This is a genomic window from Cellulosilyticum sp. WCF-2 (assembly GCF_003990395.1).
In the GTDB taxonomy this organism is placed as follows: domain Bacteria; phylum Bacillota; class Clostridia; order Lachnospirales; family Cellulosilyticaceae; genus Cellulosilyticum; species Cellulosilyticum lentocellum.
On record NZ_CP034675.1, the window covers coordinates 808,331 to 826,657 of the forward strand.

Consider the following 18,327-nt stretch of genomic DNA (forward strand, 5'->3'; position numbering starts at 1 on the left):
CCTTTCTTTGCTTTTACCTATTATATTGTTTTAAGTGTGCAGGGGTAGCAATGTTTGAGAATCTAGTTAGGCCTTCATAAAGGTCGAAGTGATACTGCTTATCAGAAGTAGTAGTAATTTTAAAAGAGTAAATCACAAGATTGCTATTGCCCTCATAATAAACACCTGTATATTCAATTGACTTAATAGAATCAGAAAGATAGCCTGCTTGAAAAATAAGTTTTTTGACTTTTTCAAGATTTTGAGCTTTATTGGATTTGAAATTTTTGTCAGCAGAATCCATGGCTTTTGTTATTGCTGGGTCTATGTCATTACTCATAAATTCTTCGTCTTCATAGTAAGGCACATTTGATTTAGATAGATAGTGCATACCTATGGTAAGTAATTCACCAGTGCTACTATCTATAGAAACATTTATGATATAAGTCGAAAGTTTTAGGCTACAATCCCAAGAGGCTAATAACTCATAATCTTTATAACCCTTATTTTTTTCAAAGGTATGCATGGTACTTGCAGGATCATAAATCATAGTAAGGGTTTGATTTGAAAGGTCTTCTTTAGAAAATCTAAAGATTTCTTGAGCCATAATTTCAGTAGCATCCTCTAGAGATAATTCTGATGCACTAGGTTTTTCACTTTTTTCACTTTTTTCAATGAAGTTCACTTTGTAGTTTGTCTTAATATAGCCATCTGGAATTTGCCTATTCATAGCAGTGTGTAATTCTGAGAGGTTGTAAGAAGTAGGGACTATAGTAGAAGCGTTGAGCTCGGTAGAAATGAGCATCTGTGTGCCGAATAAAGCACATACACCTACCAATGTAGTGGCACTAACCTTTTTAATTGAGTTTGTAAAAATTTGTTTTGAAAATATCATTTTATTTGACCCTCCTAAATGAATTTGTTATTGATAAAATGATTATAAAAAGGGAATATATAGATTTTATCACAAAGTTGTTTCAGAGTTGTAAAAAATCAAAATAGTATAAAAATTTCAAACGATATATGAGATAATAGAATAAATAAGGTTTGCTATGAAGATATGAAGAATATAGAGATAGAGTAAAAGTAGATTTTTATATAAATAAATGCGTCATATATGGGTGAATAAGAACAGTATTAATGGAGGTGAAATGATGGCAGCAATTTTAGTAGTAGAAGATGAGATAGCCATTAATGAATTAGTAAGAAGAAACTTAGGTTTAGTAGGGCATACATGTTATTCTGCAATGAATGGATTGGAAGCACTAGAGCTAATTAAAAGTAAGAACGTTGACTTAGTAATTTTAGACATCATGCTCCCTAAATTAGATGGATTTGGGGTATTAGAGCAAATGAAAGATACACCAACTATATTACTAACAGCTAAGAGTAATGTAGAGGATCGAGTGAAAGGTTTAGTAATGGGGGCAGATGATTACATTATTAAGCCTTTTGAGATGTTAGAACTTCTAGCAAGAGTAGAAGCTGTACTAAGGCGAACTAGAAAAGGGGAAGATGTCTTTGAAGTAAAGGAAGTCAAAGTCGAATTTGGGAGTAGAAAGATTTATTTAAGAGGAAAGCTCATTGATTGTACGCCTAAGGAATATGAACTCTTAGAAGTGCTTATAAAAAATAGAAATGTAGCTTTATCTAGAGAAAAACTATTAGAAATGATATGGGGATATGATTATATGGGTGAGACACGCACGGTAGATGTTCATATTCAAAGGCTTAGAAAAAAGTTAGAACTAGAAGGTCAAATTGCAACAGTATATAAATTAGGTTATCGATTAGAGGTATGGTATGAAAAATAAAACGTATAGATGGGTTTTAGGATTATTTTTAGCATTTTTTTATATGCTTCTTATTGTGTTTTGTGTCTTTAATGTAAAAAAAGATTTTACTAGAGTCAAAGAAAGTTATCTCAGAGAACATTACTTTTTAACTAATAATGTTTTAAAGAGTTTGCTTGCACTAGAAAGGAAAAACTACACCGTAGATGAGTCCATTAAGAGATGCTATAAGGATTATAAAGAACAATATGAAGGACAAGGCATTTATTTACAAGTTTATAAAGAGAAAGAATGCCTTTATACCAATATGCCACAAGAAATCATAATAGATATGAGCAAGATTAGTAAAGTAAGAGATAAGAGGGAAGTAGGCATCACAAACATTGAGAGTAGAAAATACATTAGAGTAGCGGGTTATTTACCGGAGCAGTATAGTCAGTATGCCATTGTTTACTATGCAGATATTACAAACATAGTAGATGACTGGATTAAAAATACAGTTTCTATATTTATAGTGGCAATTATTTTTACAGTCATTTTAAGCATTTGTTTGTTAATTCTTTTTGAATATTTATTTAAACCATTAGAGAAAATATCGGATGTTTCTATGAAAATAGCTGAGGGAGAGTACGAGGAAAGATTGGATATAAAAGGAGAAGGAGAAATAGCAAAAGTGGTACATAGCTTTAATACTATGTCCGATAAGATTACGGATCAGATGCAGACACTTGAAGAAAATGCAAAAGAAAAGCAGATGTTAATAGATAATTTAGCTCATGAATTAAGAACACCATTAACAGCCATATATGGTTATGCAGAATATATGCAAAAAACACGTCTACAAGAAGAAGATAAGTATGTCTCTACCCAGTTTATTTTGGATGAAAGTAGGAGATTAAAGAGTATATCAGAAATGTTATTAGGTATGTCAGCTCTACGTGAAGAAGTAGAAATTGATATGAGAATAATTAATATGGGCGAGTTACTTGATAGAATAGCACAACTTGAAAGTATTAAACTTAAGGAGAAAGGGATTCAATATACATATTCTAGTACCATTAAAGAACTTTATGGCAATGAAGATTTAATAGAAAGTATGCTAGTTAATTTATTAGATAATGCAATTAAAGCATGTTATGAGACTAAGGGATCTATTACATTAAAGGCTTATAAAAAAGGGGCCGAAAAGATTATTGAAGTAATAGATAATGGAAAGGGAATGACAAAAGAAGAGATTAGTCATATTACAGAGGCATTTTATCGAGTAGATAAATCACGAAATAGAATTGAGGGAGGAAATGGATTAGGACTTGCGTTATGTGAAGAGATTGCAAGAAAACATCATGCAAGATTGTCTTTTGAATCAAAGCCTAACGAAGGAACTAAAGTAAAAGTGGTATTTGCTTTAAGAATATAAAGCTAAATTATAAACTATGTACTATTAGAAAATAAGAAAATTAACTATTTATTGAACTTATTATTCAATTATTTTTCATAGACCCCGATACTTATCGGAGAGCCAATACTTAATTAAGGAAAGAAGACCCAAATGATTAGGAGAGTTATAGCATTACAAAGTTAATTGATGAAGGGGAGTAAAGAATTGAGGTAAGCAGGAATTACTTGTTAAAATAAAAAAGGCTTAAAAAGTATATAGATAAAAAATATGTAAAAGTTAAAGAAAAATAGTTGACATATGTATACAATTCCTGTATCATTATAGAAGTCGCTAGGCAAAGTAGCGACGAAATTTTTGGTGGTAATGCGCTTAAGGGAAACACCCGTTTCCATTCCGAACACGTAGGTTAAGACTTAAGCGGCCGATGGTACTTGTCGGGAGACTGACTGGGAGAGTAGGTGGCTGCCAAATTTATGGCCCATTGGTCAAGCGGTCAAGACACCGCCCTTTCACGGCGGTAACACGAGTTCGATTCTCGTATGGGTCATTATTTAAAATCTCAGTTAGGATTTCCTAACTGAGATTTTTTTGTATATGTAAATAGTATCTCTAATATAAAATATTAGTAATAGCAGAGGTAGCCTATCATTATTAAATCAGAAAGATAGTACTTTAATTATGAAGTGATTGATAGATTGGTAAAAGATATGAATACAGAATCAGTTAAAGCTCGTTTAAATATTAAGACAAATAGCTTCTTATATATTAATTATATATTAAGGAATTAAGAAAAGTAAAAAACTATAAATAAGGGGTTGACTTAAGTAAGGAAATACTGTATTATTAAACGAGTCAGCGGTTGAAAAACCAAAGGTAACAAATGAACTTTGAAAACAAAATAGTAACTATAAACCAGTCGATTCATTACGTCTCTAATAAGAGATGAGAATCAGTACAACTTGTACTAAGTAAAATAGTCAGTAGTAGAAATACTACACGGACAAACTTTTTTATGAGAGTTTGATCCTGGCTCAGGATGAACGCTGGCGGCGTGCTTAACACATGCAAGTCGAACGAAGTGATAGGAGCTTGCTCCTAGAACTTAGTGGCGGACGGGTGAGTAACGCGTGGGTAACCTGCCCTATGCAGGGGGATAACGTTTGGAAACGAACGCTAATACCGCATAAACTATCGGTAATCGCATGATTATTATAGTAAAGATTTTATCGGCATAGGATGGACCCGCGTTGGATTAGCTAGTTGGTGAGATAACAGCCCACCAAGGCGACGATCCATAGCCGGCCTGAGAGGGTGAACGGCCACATTGGGACTGAGACACGGCCCAAACTCCTACGGGAGGCAGCAGTGGGGAATATTGCACAATGGGCGCAAGCCTGATGCAGCGACGCCGCGTGAAGGAAGAAGGTCTTCGGATTGTAAACTTCTATCAGCAGGGAAGAAAAAATGACGGTACCTGACTAAGAAGCTCCGGCTAACTACGTGCCAGCAGCCGCGGTAATACGTAGGGAGCGAGCGTTATCCGGATTTACTGGGTGTAAAGGGTGCGTAGGCGGTTTGTTAAGTCAGAAGTGAAATTTAGGGGCTCAACCTCTAAGCTGCTTCTGAAACTGATGAACTAGAGTGTGGGAGAGGAAAGTGGAATTCCGAGTGTAGCGGTGAAATGCGTAGAGATTCGGAGGAACACCAGTAGCGAAGGCGGCTTTCTGGACCATAACTGACGCTGAGGCACGAAAGCGTGGGGAGCAAACAGGATTAGATACCCTGGTAGTCCACGCTGTAAACGATGAATGCTAGGTGTCGGGGCTTACGGGTCTCGGTGCCGAAGTTAACACATTAAGCATTCCACCTGGGAAGTACGATCGCAAGATTGAAACTCAAAGGAATTGACGGGGACCCGCACAAGCGGTGGAGCATGTGGTTTAATTCGAAGCAACGCGAAGAACCTTACCTAAACTTGACATCCTTTTGACTAGAGGGTAATGCCTCTTTCTCTAGCTTGCTAGAGCAGAAGTGACAGGTGGTGCATGGTTGTCGTCAGCTCGTGTCGTGAGATGTTGGGTTAAGTCCCGCAACGAGCGCAACCCCTATCTTTAGTAGCCAGCATTGAGTTGGGCACTCTAGAGAGACTGCCAGGGATAACTTGGAGGAAGGTGGGGATGACGTCAAATCATCATGCCCCTTATGTTTAGGGCTACACACGTGCTACAATGGCTGCTACAAAGGGAAGCGATCTCGCGAGAGTCAGCAAACCTCAAAAAAGCAGTCCCAGTTCGGATTGTAGTCTGCAACTCGACTACATGAAGTTGGAATCGCTAGTAATCGCGAATCAGAATGTCGCGGTGAATACGTTCCCGGGTCTTGTACACACCGCCCGTCACACCATGGGAGTTGGGGGGGCCCAACGCCGGTGACCCAACCCTTCGGGGAGGGAGCCGTCTAAGGCAAAACCAATAACTGGGGTGAAGTCGTAACAAGGTAGCCGTATCGGAAGGTGCGGCTGGATCACCTCCTTTCTAAGGATAGAAATCGAAGGTTTAATAGTTACTGTTTTGTTTTGAAAGTTTATGGAAAGCACTAAGCATTAAGCTTAGTGCTTTTTTGTTGCTTAAGAGTACGATAAAAAATGATTATAATTATTTGACTTTTGTAAATCCCATATTATATGTTAAGTATTATTTAGAAATAAATTTTATCATAACTATTAAGCATAGAGGAATGAGAAAAGGGCATTAAAACAAAAAAAAAATCAAATAAGTGTTGACTTATGTAATGTGATAGTGTAATATTATACAAGTCGTCAGCAGTAAGCAACGGCAAAATAAAGATTACTTAATAAGTGATCATCGTACTTTGAAAAACAAATACTACAACAATTATAGATTTGTAAGTTATAGCAATATAACTTGCGCCTAACGATAAACAGAGTTCTTAATGACAGATGTATGACTATGCAGATGGCATTTAGAAATCGTTATCCAAATGGATAAATGTACACGCATTGTATAATGCAAAAATGTTTGTCAGGGTGTAAAATCTACAATTTAACCGATAATAAATATTCTTTGTATTCAACGAAAGTTGATTAACAAGGCACAAACGACCGATTAACGAAAGTTAATCATTATAGGTCAAGCTACTAAGAGCGTAGAGTGGATGCCTTGGCACCGAGAGCCGATGAAGGACGTGATAAGCTGCGAAAAGCTACGGGGAGTTGCAAATAAACCTTGATCCGTAGATATCCGAATGGGGAAACCTGGCAGAGCAAACCTCTGTCATCCTATAGCCAATCCATAACTATAGGAAGGGAACGAAGGGAACTGAAACATCTAAGTACCTTCAGGAGGAGAAAGAAACATCGATTTCCTAAGTAGCGGCGAGCGAAAGGGAAACAGGCCAAACCAGATTACTTGTAATCTGGGGTTGAGGACTGCGTCATGGCAAGACTGCGGATAGCTGAAGAGTCTGGAAAGTCTCATCAAAGAGGGTGATAATCCCGTAAGCGAAATCCAAGTGAAGCCTAGCAGTATCCAGAGTACCACGAGACACGAGAAACCTTGTGGGAAGCCGGGGGGACCACCCCCCAAGCCTAAATACTCCTCGGTGACCGATAGCGCATAGTACTGTGAAGGAAAGGTGAAAAGAACCCCGGGAGGGGAGTGAAAGAGAACCTGAAACTCTATGTTTACAAGCAGTGGAAGCGCCATATGATGCGCAACCGCGTACTTTTTGTAGAACGGTCCGGCGAGTTACTAGCTGTGGCAAGGTTAAGTACCAGGAGGTACGAAGCCGAAGGGAAACCAAGTCTGAATAGGGCGCCAAAATAGTCATTGTTAGTAGACCCGAAACCGGGTGACCTACCCATGTGCAGGATGAAGTTACCGTAAAAGGTAATGGAGGTCCGAACTCACATCTGTTGAAAAAGGTGGAGATGACGTGTGGGTAGCGGAGAAATTCCAATCGAACCCGGAGATAGCTGGTTCTCCTCGAAATAGCTTTAGGGCTAGCGTTGATAGGAGTCTAATGGAGGTAAAGCACTGAATTGCCTAGGGGGCCCACAAGCTTACCGAAGCATATCAAACTAAGAATGCCATCAAGATACCGTCAGCAGTCAGACTACGAGTGATAAGACACGTGGTCAAAAGGAAAACAGTCCAGACCATCAGCTAAGGTCCCCAAGTGTGTGTTAAGTGGAAAAGGATGTGAGATTTCGAAGACAACTAGGATGTTGGCTTAGAAGCAGCCACTCATTCAAAGAGTGCGTAATAGCTCACTAGTCGAGAGATCTTGCGCCGAAAATGTCCGGGGCTAAAACACACCACCGAAGCTATGGAATTCACAATAGTGGATTGGTAGAGGAGCGTTGTAACGACGCAGAAGCAGTACCGTAAGGAGCTGTGGAGTAATTACAAGTGAGAATGCCGGAATGAGTAGCGAGATACAAGTGAGAATCTTGTAGGCCGAATATCCAAGGTTTCCAGAGTAAAGCTGATCTGCTCTGGGTAAGTCGGGACCTAAGGCGAGGACGAAAGTCGTAGTCGATGGACAACTGGTTCATATTCCAGTACTACCTATTATCAGAACTGCAGGGACGCAGGAGGATAAGCAAACCCAGGAATGGTATCCTGGGCCAAGCACAAAGTCGCACCTAACAGGCAAATCCGTTAGGCGAGGATGAAGTGTGATGGGGATCGAAATAAAAGTAGAGAAGTTGCTGAATCCACACTGCCGAGAAAAGCTGCTATTGCGTGATAGGTACCCGTACCGTAAACCGACACAGGTGGATGAGGAGAGAATCCTAAGGCCGACGGGAGAAGCGTTGTTAAGGAACTCGGCAAAATGACCCCGTAACTTAGGGAGAAGGGGTGCCTACTTAGGTAGGCCGCAGAGAATAGGCCCAAGCAACTGTTTAACAAAAACACAGGTCTTTGCTAAACCGAAAGGTGATGTATAAGGGCTGACGCCTGCCCGGTGCTGGAAGGTTAAGGGGAGAGGTTAGTCTAAGGACGAAGCTTTGAACTTAAGCCCCAGTAAACGGCGGCCGTAACTATAACGGTCCTAAGGTAGCGAAATTCCTTGTCAGGTAAGTTCTGACCCGCACGAAAGGCGTAATGATTTGGGCACTGTCTCGACAGCGCACCCGGTGAAATTGTAGTACCAGTGAAGATGCTGGTTACCCGCGACAGGACGGAAAGACCCCGTGGAGCTTTACTGTAGCTTGATACTGAGGTTGGGTATTACATGTACAGGATAGGAGGGAGACTGAGAAATCTGGACGCCAGTCTAGGTGGAGTCGCCGGTGGGATACCTCTCTTGTAATACTTAACTTCTAACCATGGCCCGTTACCCGGGTCTGGGACAATGTCAGGTGGACAGTTTGACTGGGGCGGTCGCCTCCTAAAGAGTAACGGAGGCGCTCAAAGGTAACCTCAGAATGGTCGGAAACCATTCGAAGAGTGCAAAGGCATAAGGTTGCTTGACTGCGACACCGACGGGTGGAGCAGGTACGAAAGTAGGACTTAGTGATCCGGTGGTATGAAAGTGGGATTGCCATCGCTCAACGGATAAAAGCTACCCCGGGGATAACAGGCTTATCTCCCCCAAGAGTTCACATCGACGGGGAGGTTTGGCACCTCGATGTCGGCTCATCGCATCCTGGAGCTGAAGCAGGTTCCAAGGGTTGGGCTGTTCGCCCATTAAAGCGGTACGCGAGCTGGGTTCAGAACGTCGTGAGACAGTTCGGTCCCTATCCGTCGTGGGCGCAGGAAATTTGAGTGGAGCTGTCCTTAGTACGAGAGGACCGGGATGGACGGACCACTGGTGCATCTGTTGTCATACCAATGGCATAGCAGAGTAGCCAAGTCTGGATCTGATAAACGCTGAAGGCATCTAAGCGTGAAGCAGACCACAAGATAAGATTTCCCATCCGAAAGGAGTAAGACCCCTTAGAGACTATGAGGTAGATAGGTTGGAGCTGTAAGTGTAGTAATACATTGAGGTGACCAATACTAACGGTTCGAGGGTTTGACCTAGATAAAACGGTTAAACAAGTTGTAGTATTTGTTTTTGAAGGTACGAGAGAACAAAGCACCCGAGAGGGTGTTTTTTGTGTTTAAATACTTATATATAATGTATGTAGGATATGTAAAATAATACAGGTTATCTATAAAGGCAATAGATAAGGTTTTAGTAACCGATATAATTTGGATTACTCCATTATTGAACCTTTTAGCTATAAGATATTTAGAGTTCAAAGAGAATAAATTAACATTATTACAGAAATAGATTAATCAGTAGACATAAAGCAAGAGGAAAATATATAATATTAGAAGGAAATATAGCTAAGATCAAACCAGTCATTAGGATAACAAATAAAGATTAAAAAGCAGATAAGGATAAGATTATGAGCTCAAATATGTGAGGAAAAGCCTGTTTTTTTGAGAAATTAGTAATAAACACTTGACTTAAAGCTAGAAATAAGGTATTATTCTTAAGCAGTCAATTTTACGGGTCACTAGCTCAGTCGGTAGAGCACTTGACTTTTAATCAAGTTGTCCCGGGTTCGATTCCCGGGTGGCTCATTTTGACGTGCGGGTGTAGTTCAATGGTAGAACTTCAGCCTTCCAAGCTGACTACGTGGGTTCGATTCCCATCACCCGCTTTATATGTATCCATAGCTCAGCTGGATAGAGCAACGCCCTTCTAAGGCGTGGGTCCGGGGTTCGAATCCCTGTGGATACGTATTTTAGCTTACAATCAGAAGAGGTCACTATTTTAGTTATTGAAAACTAAAATAGTGACCTCTTTTGGTGTTTATAAATAAGTCTTTTCCATTTTAAATTAAGTGGGTTGATACGGACGTGCCTATATTTATACAAACAGATCAAGAATATGAAGATATCTTTAGAGTGATGGATAGATATAGCAAGATAGAGATGCGGTATATTATATATCTACATAGAAAATAGATTCTCTAATAAAAGTAAAGTGATATTAAGAAGGCATATTATGAAAGAAATAGAATAGATATTTTTAAATGTCTGTAAGTGTTTTAAAACTAAAAAGCTTTTGGTTTTAAAACAAGTAAGATGAGGAGGAATGACCCTATATAATTATTGGAAGGGTCTAAGAATAGAGATAGAAATATGGATTTAAAGTGATGTATTCAAAGTGATGTATTCAAGCTAGATAGAATATTCTATAATAGTAGTAACTAAATTAACTTAAAAGGGGGATTTAATCATGAAAGTATTATTAGTGAATGGTAGCCCAAAAGCAAAGGGTTGTACTTATACTGCACTTTGTGAAGTAGCGGGAGCGTTAGAGAAAAATGGGATTAAAACTGAAATTTTTCATGTAGGGACAGAAGCTATTCGTGGCTGTATGGGGTGTGGTGCCTGTAGAAAATTAGATGGCAAATGCATTTATCAGGATAGTGTTAATGTCTTTTTAGAAAAAGCTAAGACAACAGATGGATTTATATTTGGTTCTCCTGTACATTATGCAGCAGCATCAGGCGTATTAACCTCATTTTTAGACCGTGCTTTTTATGCAGGGAAACCTATTTTTGAATACAAACCAGGAGCTGCTATTGCAAGCTGTAGACGTAGTGGTGCAACAGCCACTTTTGATCAACTTAATAAGTATTTTACAATCGCTAATATGCCGGTGATATCTTCTAGCTACTGGAATATGGTACATGGAACAAATCCAGACGAAGTAAAACAAGATCTAGAAGGTATGCAAATTATGAGAAATCTAGGTAATAACATGGCATGGATCTTAAAAGCTATCGAGGCTGGCAAAAAGGTAGGTATTAACATCCCAGAAAGAGAAGAAAAAGTAACAACAAGCTTTATCAGATAACATAAAAATAACATGCTCCGCAAGAGGCTATTGCCCTAATCATTAGGACGATGGTCTTTTATTTTGTTTGTAGAACGGTACTGAAGCAATACATAAAGCTTTATTATGGTATAGAGTTGAGTATCCGTAAGTAATAAAGAAATAAAAATGAAGAAAGATAGATATGGTATAGAGAAGGAAATGTGAATGGAAGAAATGAGTAGGTACAAAGTTGCTTCTGCAATAGTGGTTAGATGATTACAGCATCTTTATATTTTTTTAATGTTAATAAAGAAATAATTATATTTGGAATTATTCTGGGAAAAACGAGCTACAATATAAAAATAATAATAAAGATATATAGGGGGATTAGAAATTGAAATTAATTAAAAAAGCAAGACAAAAAATGAATTTAGTGCTATTAGCTGTTGTTATGACTTTTTCTTCAGTACAACTTATAGCGGCTGAGCAGACAACAGTAGTAGCTAACAAGCAGGTAAGAATTCAGGATGATTTTTATACAGCCGTGAATGAAAAGTGGTTACAAGAAGCTGTGATTAAACCTGGTTATCCGTCTGTTTCAACTTTTGGAGAACTTGAAGATAAATGTAGAGTTCAAATAGATGCCATTTTCAAACAACTATTTGAAAATCAGAGTCAGTATAAAGCTAATAGTACCGAAAGGAAAATGATTAACTTATATAACAATTACTTAAATGTAGAAGCAAGAAATAAAACAGGTATCACACCTATTAAATCTTATATGGATGAAATTAAATCAGCTAAAGATCTTTTTGGGATTACAAAGTTACTTAACAACTTAAGAATTCAACAAAATACAGGGTTACTTAATGTAGGTGTAGGAGCAGATTTAAAGGATAGTACCACAAACTGTGTTTATATTAATTCTACAGGTTTAATCTTAAGTAACTCTGATTACTATACCAAAGATACAGAAATGGCTAAGACAATGAAAACAGCAATAAATACGTATTTGAATAAGATAGCAGTCTTATATGGTTATTCAGAAACGGAAGCAAAAAAGAAAGTTGATAATGCTTTTAAACTAGATAGCATGTTAGCACCTTCGATTATTGGTCAAGATGAGGTTACAGTTGATCCTAATATCTATGACAGGATTTATAATGTCTATACTTTAGAACAGCTAGACCAATTAGCACCAAACCTTAAGCCATCTACTATGTTAAAAAACATGGGACTTGATAAGGCTACTAAGATAATTCTTCAAGAACCAGAATGGCTGAAGGCCCTCGATAAGATTTATACAAAAGAAAATGTAAATATCATTAAAGATGCTTTAGAAATAAGATTTTTATACTCAACAGCTACACTCTTAGGAGAGAAGTTTGAAAATGCTAATAAGGAACTTGCAGCTACTTTATATGGTGTTGAAGGAGAGACTTCTAGAGAAGAGCAAGCACTAAATGTTATTAGTGGAATATTCTCAGATGAAATCGGTAAACTCTATGTAGAGAAAACTTTTTCTAAAGAAGAAAAGGAAGATGTTGAAGCTTTAGTAAAAGAAATCATTGCAAATTATAAAGAAAAGCTTCAAAAAGTAGAATGGATGAGCCCTGAAACAAAAGCAAATGCTATTAAAAAGCTAGATACCATGACTATTAAAATTGGTTATCCAGATAAATGGATGGATTATACTGACCTTGATATTAAATCCATTGAAGAAGGAAGTTCTTTAGTAGAAAATGTATTTAATATTGCAGACTGGTCTTTTGCAAAGCAGGTACAGAGCTTAAATCAGCCAGTAGATAAGACAACGTTCTTAATATCACCACAAACCGTTAATGCTTGCTATAACCCAAGTGCTAATGATATTACATTCCCAGCAGCTATTCTGGAAGTACCTTATTATGATATTCATCAAAGTAGAGAAGCTAACCTAGGTGGTATTGGAGCAGTTATTGCTCATGAAATAAGCCATGCTTTTGATACAAATGGGTCTCATTTTGATGAAAAAGGAAATGTGGCTAACTGGTGGACTGAACAAGACTATACTAAATTTGAAGAAAACACTAAAAAGGTAAGAAGTTTTTATAGCCAAATAGAAGTTCTGCCAGGGCAAAAGGTAAATGGAGATTTGACAGTATCTGAAAATATTGCAGATATCACAGCTATTTCGTGTATGTTAGACATTTTAAATAAAGAAAAAAACCCAGATTACAAGGCTTTCTTTGAGTCTTGGGCAAAGGTGTGGCGTATTAAATCATCAGAAGCATATACTGAACAATTATTGCAATTAGATGCTCATTCACCAGGTAAAGTAAGAGCTAATGCAGTTGTACAGCAATTTGAAGAGTTCTACGAAGCTTATGATGTAAAAGAAGGTGATGATATGTACGTTAAACCAGAAGATAGATTAAAGATTTATTAAATAGAGATAAGAGGAGCTAGGCACAGCTCCTCTTATTTTTTCTTAAGCTTCTTCCATAGTAGTGCAATACCAACGGCCCAGAAGAAGAGAGAAATAATAAAAATTATAAAACTGCTAGTATTAAATTGCTTTAAGCAAATGTAATCAAAGAATGCAAGAAGAATAAACCAAACAATAAAAATACCATAATCATAAATAAGATAAGTAATGCTAGCCATTTTAGTAAGAATAGATTGTGCTTTTATTAGTTGAGTTTTACGATTAGTCAAAGTAGCTGATAATTCCAAGGGGTCAATTTTGGCTATTTTAAGTTCTAAAAAGTAAAGTATCAGTAAAATGATACTACGAAGAAACACAACCAAAAGACATAGGATAAGAAAAGCCATTATGATACGAGTTGTTAAATCACGATCACTTATAAAAATATAAAGTGTAAAACCTAGACCGATAGAGCTTGTAAGAATTTCAAATAGCAAATAAAAAGTATTAACTCCAGCTGTCACTTTTTGCCCAGCATTTCTGCTTCTTGGACTAAGCATAAGCCATGCCTCCTCTTAAATAAAATCACTAAAAGATACATTCCAACTTTAGTTTAGCACAAGAAAGGGAGAGGAGACGTTAAGGTTTTGTGAGAATTAAAAGAAAAATAAAAAAATAAAATAGGTGTTGACATATGTAATAAAATCTTATATACTAAACAAGTCGTCAGGTGGCGACAATATTTCTGGTGATGATGCGCTTAGGGGAAACACCCGTTTCCATTCCGAACACGTAGGTTAAGACCTAAGCGGCTGATGGTACTTGTCGGGAGACTGACTGGGAGAGTAAGTGGTTGCCAGATTTATGCGCGAGTGGCTCAGTTGGTAGAGCATCTCCTTGCCAAGGAGAGGGTCGCGGGTTCGAGTCCCGTCTCGCGCTCTTATAATTCGAAAGCCCTTAGATTAATTAATCTAAGGGCTTTTTCGTGTTTAGAGACTTACATCCATGAATATACCTGATGAAACTAAACCATAGTAATAATTTCTCAGAGATAGTTGATTCTTGGACATAGCTAAGAAGTTAGTATAGCTAATGTCATCCTCAGAAGAAATACCTGTACTTGAGGTTAGCTTTTTATTTTGCTCTTTGAGTAAGGCAGATTTAGAAGAATTTTGAGCCATTTGAGTGCTAACATCACTTCTGCTTGTAAGGCTACTAAGAGCGCGATTGGTAGTAGTAGCATTAGTAGTTAAGGAAGTTTTAAGACGGTCTGCATTAAGGCTTAAGGTACCATCTGTATTTTGAGTGACTCCTATACTACTTAAAGCGGAGCCGCCTGCAAGACTTACAGCAGATAAAGAACTTTTTAGCTGATTAAGACGATAGGTATTAGTACTAGAATTATCTTCTAAAAATTGAGTAGTATTATTGTAGGCATCTACGTATTTTTGAGTGGCTGAAACAATAGAGTTTATGTCGGACGTATTTTCTTTAAGAGAAGATTTTAAGCTAGAGGAAGCCTTCTCTAAGCTACTATAGGAACTATCGAAATTTGAAAGAAAACTAGTTCCTTTGATAGTATCCGTACTTGAAGCCGTACTATTATTACTATATTTATTCGCAATAGTATATTTATTAATAGTGTTATAATAGTTTGCCTTAGTAAAAAGAGAAGTCAACGCATTAGAGCTACTAGAGGTACTGTTAAAAAGATTACTAGAATAGCTATTTAAATAGTTCATAGAATTAAAGCTAGATATATTCATATGTGTCACCTCCTTTCAATATATATATCGTATGATATAAAAAATAAATCACCTAAATATTAAAAAAGAAGCCACTTATAATAAAGTAGCTTCTTTTCCTTATTTTTAGAAAGCCTTATTTAGTTGCCCAAATACCATTTTGAAGGATCATATTACTGATAGAGATAGGATAACCTTCTTGACCTGAACCAGGAACTTGGGTATTAGAGCCATTATTAAAGATAACTCTCTTATTCGCCCAGTCTTGTGTGATTTCATAGCTATAGATACTATTACCTTCATTCTTCATAGGGACACCAGGCCATTTAGCGACTTCTTGGATAGAGCTAGTACTCTTTTCATCATAAACATAGATATATACATTACTCCAGTTATAACTAGAGTTATCAAAGTAAGCAATAGTCTTCGTAGAAGGAATTTCGATAGGGTCATAAGTAGTCCAAGCATTATTTTGATAAATCTGGATACTTGTCAAAGCAAATCCTTTTTGACCAGAACCAGGTATTTGAGCAGAAGTATTACCGTTATTAAAGATAACTCTAGCATCTGTCCAATCAGTAGTTAAAGTATATTCATATAAATTATTACCTTTACTATTCATAGGTACGCCAGGCCATTTAGCAACTTCTTTTACAGTACTTCCACTTTCGTCATACACATACACATAGACGTTGTTCCAGTTAAAAGTCGAGTTATCAAAATAAGCTACTCTGTTAGCTGGAATAGGAGGTGTTACTTTAGCTGTAATGGTAATACTATAGTCTGTAGAATTATTATTATCCCAAGTACTTCCGCCGTTATTAAATACTAAATCAAGATTTGTGGTAGCGCCAGAAGGAACAGTTAAAGTAAAGCTCCATTTATTAGAGCCAAGACTGGTCATACTTTCGGTTTTAGCACCTTTCCAACCATCATATCCCCAATGAATATTTACTTTACTAGCGCCATTTAAAACAGTGTTAGAGGCATCGTAAGTAATGGTAGCTTGACTAGATACTACAGGTGTTTCTGGGTTACAAGTAACAGCTTTGGTAGTAGGAGGGATAATAATACCACCGTTATCATATAAAACAATAATACGATTACTAGGAACAAAGCCTGAGATTTTACCACCTGAAACAGTATAGCTTTGGCCAGAACCACCTTTATCAGTATAAGTACCACTAGCTAAATTAGTTGGTGCATTATTTAAATTAAAACCAGAGCCTTCATTAACGAATGCGATACCTTTAGTACCACGATCGATTTGCATACAAGTGTTACCATTTGGATAGCGAAGGTATTCGTTCTGCCCAATCATAGCGTTATGGAACCAGTTAACAGCTTTTACTTGATCATTATTCCAATCGTTAGTTCCCATAGAACCAATTGAACCTGTTCTTCTTGAAAGATACATAGGAGTTACATTAGCTCTAGCAGCTAAAATACCCCAAGCAAAAGTGCGCTGTTCATCAGTGATATTAGATTCGTTATGCTCATAGTTATCATGGTTTTCTACATAAGAAACACGTGTGCCAGTAGGAAGAGTATTAATATCCCAGCTTTGTGCAGCAGGTAGGTTATAATTCCTAACGGCATCTCTTAAAGTTTTACCATAATAATGGTCAGTTACACTCATAAAGCTAGCATAACCTCCAATATTATCAGCATTGCTATTAGCTTCATCTAGAGCTTCGCCATAGATAAATAAATTGTTTTTATTATTTAAATTACCTAAGACATTAGTCCAATAGTTACCAGCCCAGCTCTTACCAGCATCTTCGCCAACATTGGTTTCAATATGTTTAACAGCATCAAATCTAAAACCATCAGCACCAGAAGCAATACAGTCATTTAAAAAGTTAATAGCTTTTTGTTGTATTGCAGGATGCTGGGTATTTAAATCAGGCATACCTATGCCACCCTGAGTAGTACGGTACCTATCCTTGTAATCCGGTGTACTGTTTTGACCAACATGATGGTAGTAGTCCCAATTTTTAAATTCATCTACTACTTGAGAAGACCATTCATCTTCACGTCCCTTACCATTGTTAGCCATATGGTTCATAACTGCATCTACGATAATATCAATACCATATTTTTCAGCTTCTGAACAAAGCGCTTTAAAATCATCTCTTGAGCCTAATGGATTACCTATTGCTTGATTAGTTGGTTGGTATAATGCCCACCATTCTGTTCCTCGAATACAGCCTTGGATAGGAGAAACCTGAACAGCTTTATAACCAGCTGCAGCTAATTCAGGCAATTTACTTTTAATATTGTTGAAGGACCACATATGCATTTGAATAATGATACCATCTTTAGTTTTGATGTTGTTTAAATTAGGTGTTTGCGTAGTAGCATAAATAACAGCTTCATTGAAAGCTATGGTAGGTATAACAGAAAATGCTATACCTAAGGCACCTAAAAAGGCAGCCAATTTTTTAGTAAAAAACTTTTTCTTCACTTTTATTCCCCCTGTTTTTTAGATAGTTATCTTTTTAATCTAATCTTTTGCCCTAGAAAGCTATATGAAATAATACACCTCCTTTGTTAAAAAATGAAAAGCATATACCTAGGTAATGTATAATCTACAGATCTTCTAGTTAAATATAAATAGAAAATCATGTATTCAAAAAGTAACAATGCCGGGAACGTTACCAAAAATTATCAAAATAATAGTTTAAGAAAAGTGAAGTAGTAAGAGGAAATTGAGATGTAAAAGGTTTTGAGATAAGCAGTTAAAACTAGTAAAATGAAGATTGATAAGAAAGTAAAGAGAAATAGCAAAAGCTATCAAAAAATGCTGCATAATTATTAGAAAATTATATTATATTTAATTAATATATTCAACTATAAATTTATAAAAATTAAAATAAGTAACAAATTATTACATAAATGCAAGATATTAAAAGTAATCAAGATCAAATATTCTAAAATGTATTTACAAATATAAGATAAGTATATATACTAATGTTAATTTAATATATTAAAAACTAAGAAAAGGAATAGTAGCTACTGGATAAATGTCAGAGACCTGTTGGCTGGTGTGAAACAGGATTTAGAAAATAGTGAACTCGCCTTGGAGTTGCTGACTGAACAAAGTAGGTCTAGACGGAGGCCCACCGTTAAAAGGGATAGATATCGGTAGAAACCTGT

At 36.8% G+C, this 18,327-nt stretch carries 8 protein-coding genes, 5 tRNA genes, 4 rRNA genes and 1 other annotated feature (1 of these 18 running past the window's edge); of the genes, 13 read left to right on the forward strand and 4 right to left on the reverse strand.

The window, feature by feature from the left end; genetic code table 11:
• Positions 1-13: 13 nt before the first annotated feature.
• Positions 14-874, reverse strand: coding sequence for a hypothetical protein (locus EKH84_RS03550; RefSeq protein ID WP_127065169.1), 861 nt, complete (start codon positions 872-874; stop codon positions 14-16).
• Between the two features lie 259 nt (positions 875-1,133).
• Between EKH84_RS03550 and EKH84_RS03555 the strand changes: the two genes are divergently transcribed.
• The 11 genes from EKH84_RS03555 to EKH84_RS03605 all read left to right on the forward strand — a co-directional run bounded on the left by EKH84_RS03555 (position 1,134) and on the right by EKH84_RS03605 (position 13,444).
• Positions 1,134-1,793: a response regulator transcription factor gene (locus tag EKH84_RS03555; protein WP_127065170.1), complete on the forward strand. Its 660-nt coding sequence runs from the start codon at positions 1,134-1,136 to the stop codon at positions 1,791-1,793.
• Positions 1,783-3,189: a sensor histidine kinase gene (locus EKH84_RS03560; protein WP_127065171.1), complete on the forward strand. Its 1,407-nt coding sequence runs from the start codon at positions 1,783-1,785 to the stop codon at positions 3,187-3,189. The genes EKH84_RS03555 and EKH84_RS03560 overlap by 11 nt, the downstream gene beginning before the upstream one ends.
• Before the next feature lie 335 nt (positions 3,190-3,524).
• Positions 3,525-3,642, forward strand: a 5S ribosomal RNA gene (gene rrf / locus EKH84_RS03565).
• 4 nt (positions 3,643-3,646) lie between these two features.
• Positions 3,647-3,718: transfer RNA gene (locus EKH84_RS03570), tRNA-Glu, on the forward strand.
• 461 nt (positions 3,719-4,179) lie between these two features.
• Positions 4,180-5,705: ribosomal RNA gene (locus EKH84_RS03575) — 16S ribosomal RNA — on the forward strand.
• 613 nt (positions 5,706-6,318) lie between these two features.
• A 23S ribosomal RNA gene (locus EKH84_RS03580) occupies positions 6,319-9,221 on the forward strand.
• The 16S, 23S and 5S rRNA genes sit together here with 4 tRNA genes alongside, the layout of an rRNA operon.
• Before the next feature lie 476 nt (positions 9,222-9,697).
• A tRNA-Lys gene (locus EKH84_RS03585) sits at positions 9,698-9,770 on the forward strand.
• Between the two features lie 9 nt (positions 9,771-9,779).
• Positions 9,780-9,850: transfer RNA gene (locus EKH84_RS03590), tRNA-Gly, on the forward strand.
• 6 nt (positions 9,851-9,856) lie between these two features.
• Positions 9,857-9,930: transfer RNA gene (locus EKH84_RS03595), tRNA-Arg, on the forward strand.
• A gap of 501 nt (positions 9,931-10,431) precedes the next feature.
• Positions 10,432-11,055: a flavodoxin family protein gene (locus EKH84_RS03600; RefSeq protein ID WP_013655165.1), complete on the forward strand. Its 624-nt coding sequence runs from the start codon at positions 10,432-10,434 to the stop codon at positions 11,053-11,055.
• A gap of 355 nt (positions 11,056-11,410) precedes the next feature.
• On the forward strand, positions 11,411-13,444 hold the full coding sequence (locus EKH84_RS03605; RefSeq protein ID WP_127065172.1) for a M13 family metallopeptidase: 2,034 nt from the start codon (positions 11,411-11,413) through the stop codon (positions 13,442-13,444).
• A gap of 32 nt (positions 13,445-13,476) precedes the next feature.
• Here EKH84_RS03605 and EKH84_RS03610 read toward each other — a convergent pair whose 3' ends face one another.
• A complete protein-coding gene (locus tag EKH84_RS03610) occupies positions 13,477-13,983 on the reverse strand; it encodes a hypothetical protein (RefSeq protein WP_127065173.1) in 507 nt (168 codons plus the stop codon).
• Positions 13,984-14,167: 184 nt separating this feature from the next.
• On the opposite strand from EKH84_RS03610, the gene rrf (EKH84_RS03615) reads away from it, so the two are divergent.
• A 5S ribosomal RNA gene (rrf, locus tag EKH84_RS03615) occupies positions 14,168-14,285 on the forward strand.
• A 4-nt stretch (positions 14,286-14,289) separates the two neighbouring features.
• Positions 14,290-14,362: transfer RNA gene (locus EKH84_RS03620), tRNA-Gly, on the forward strand.
• A gap of 50 nt (positions 14,363-14,412) precedes the next feature.
• On the opposite strand, the gene EKH84_RS03625 is transcribed toward EKH84_RS03620, so the two are convergent.
• Both EKH84_RS03625 and EKH84_RS03630 read right to left on the reverse strand, forming a co-directional pair.
• Positions 14,413-15,189: a hypothetical protein gene (locus EKH84_RS03625; RefSeq protein WP_013655168.1), complete on the reverse strand. Its 777-nt coding sequence runs from the start codon at positions 15,187-15,189 to the stop codon at positions 14,413-14,415.
• Positions 15,190-15,304: 115 nt separating this feature from the next.
• Positions 15,305-17,635 (reverse strand): starch-binding protein, encoded by a 2,331-nt coding sequence (locus EKH84_RS03630; RefSeq protein WP_127065174.1) that lies wholly within the window; start codon positions 17,633-17,635, stop codon positions 15,305-15,307.
• A 522-nt stretch (positions 17,636-18,157) separates the two neighbouring features.
• Positions 18,158-18,327, forward strand: a binding site (T-box leader) (it continues 148 nt past the right edge of the window).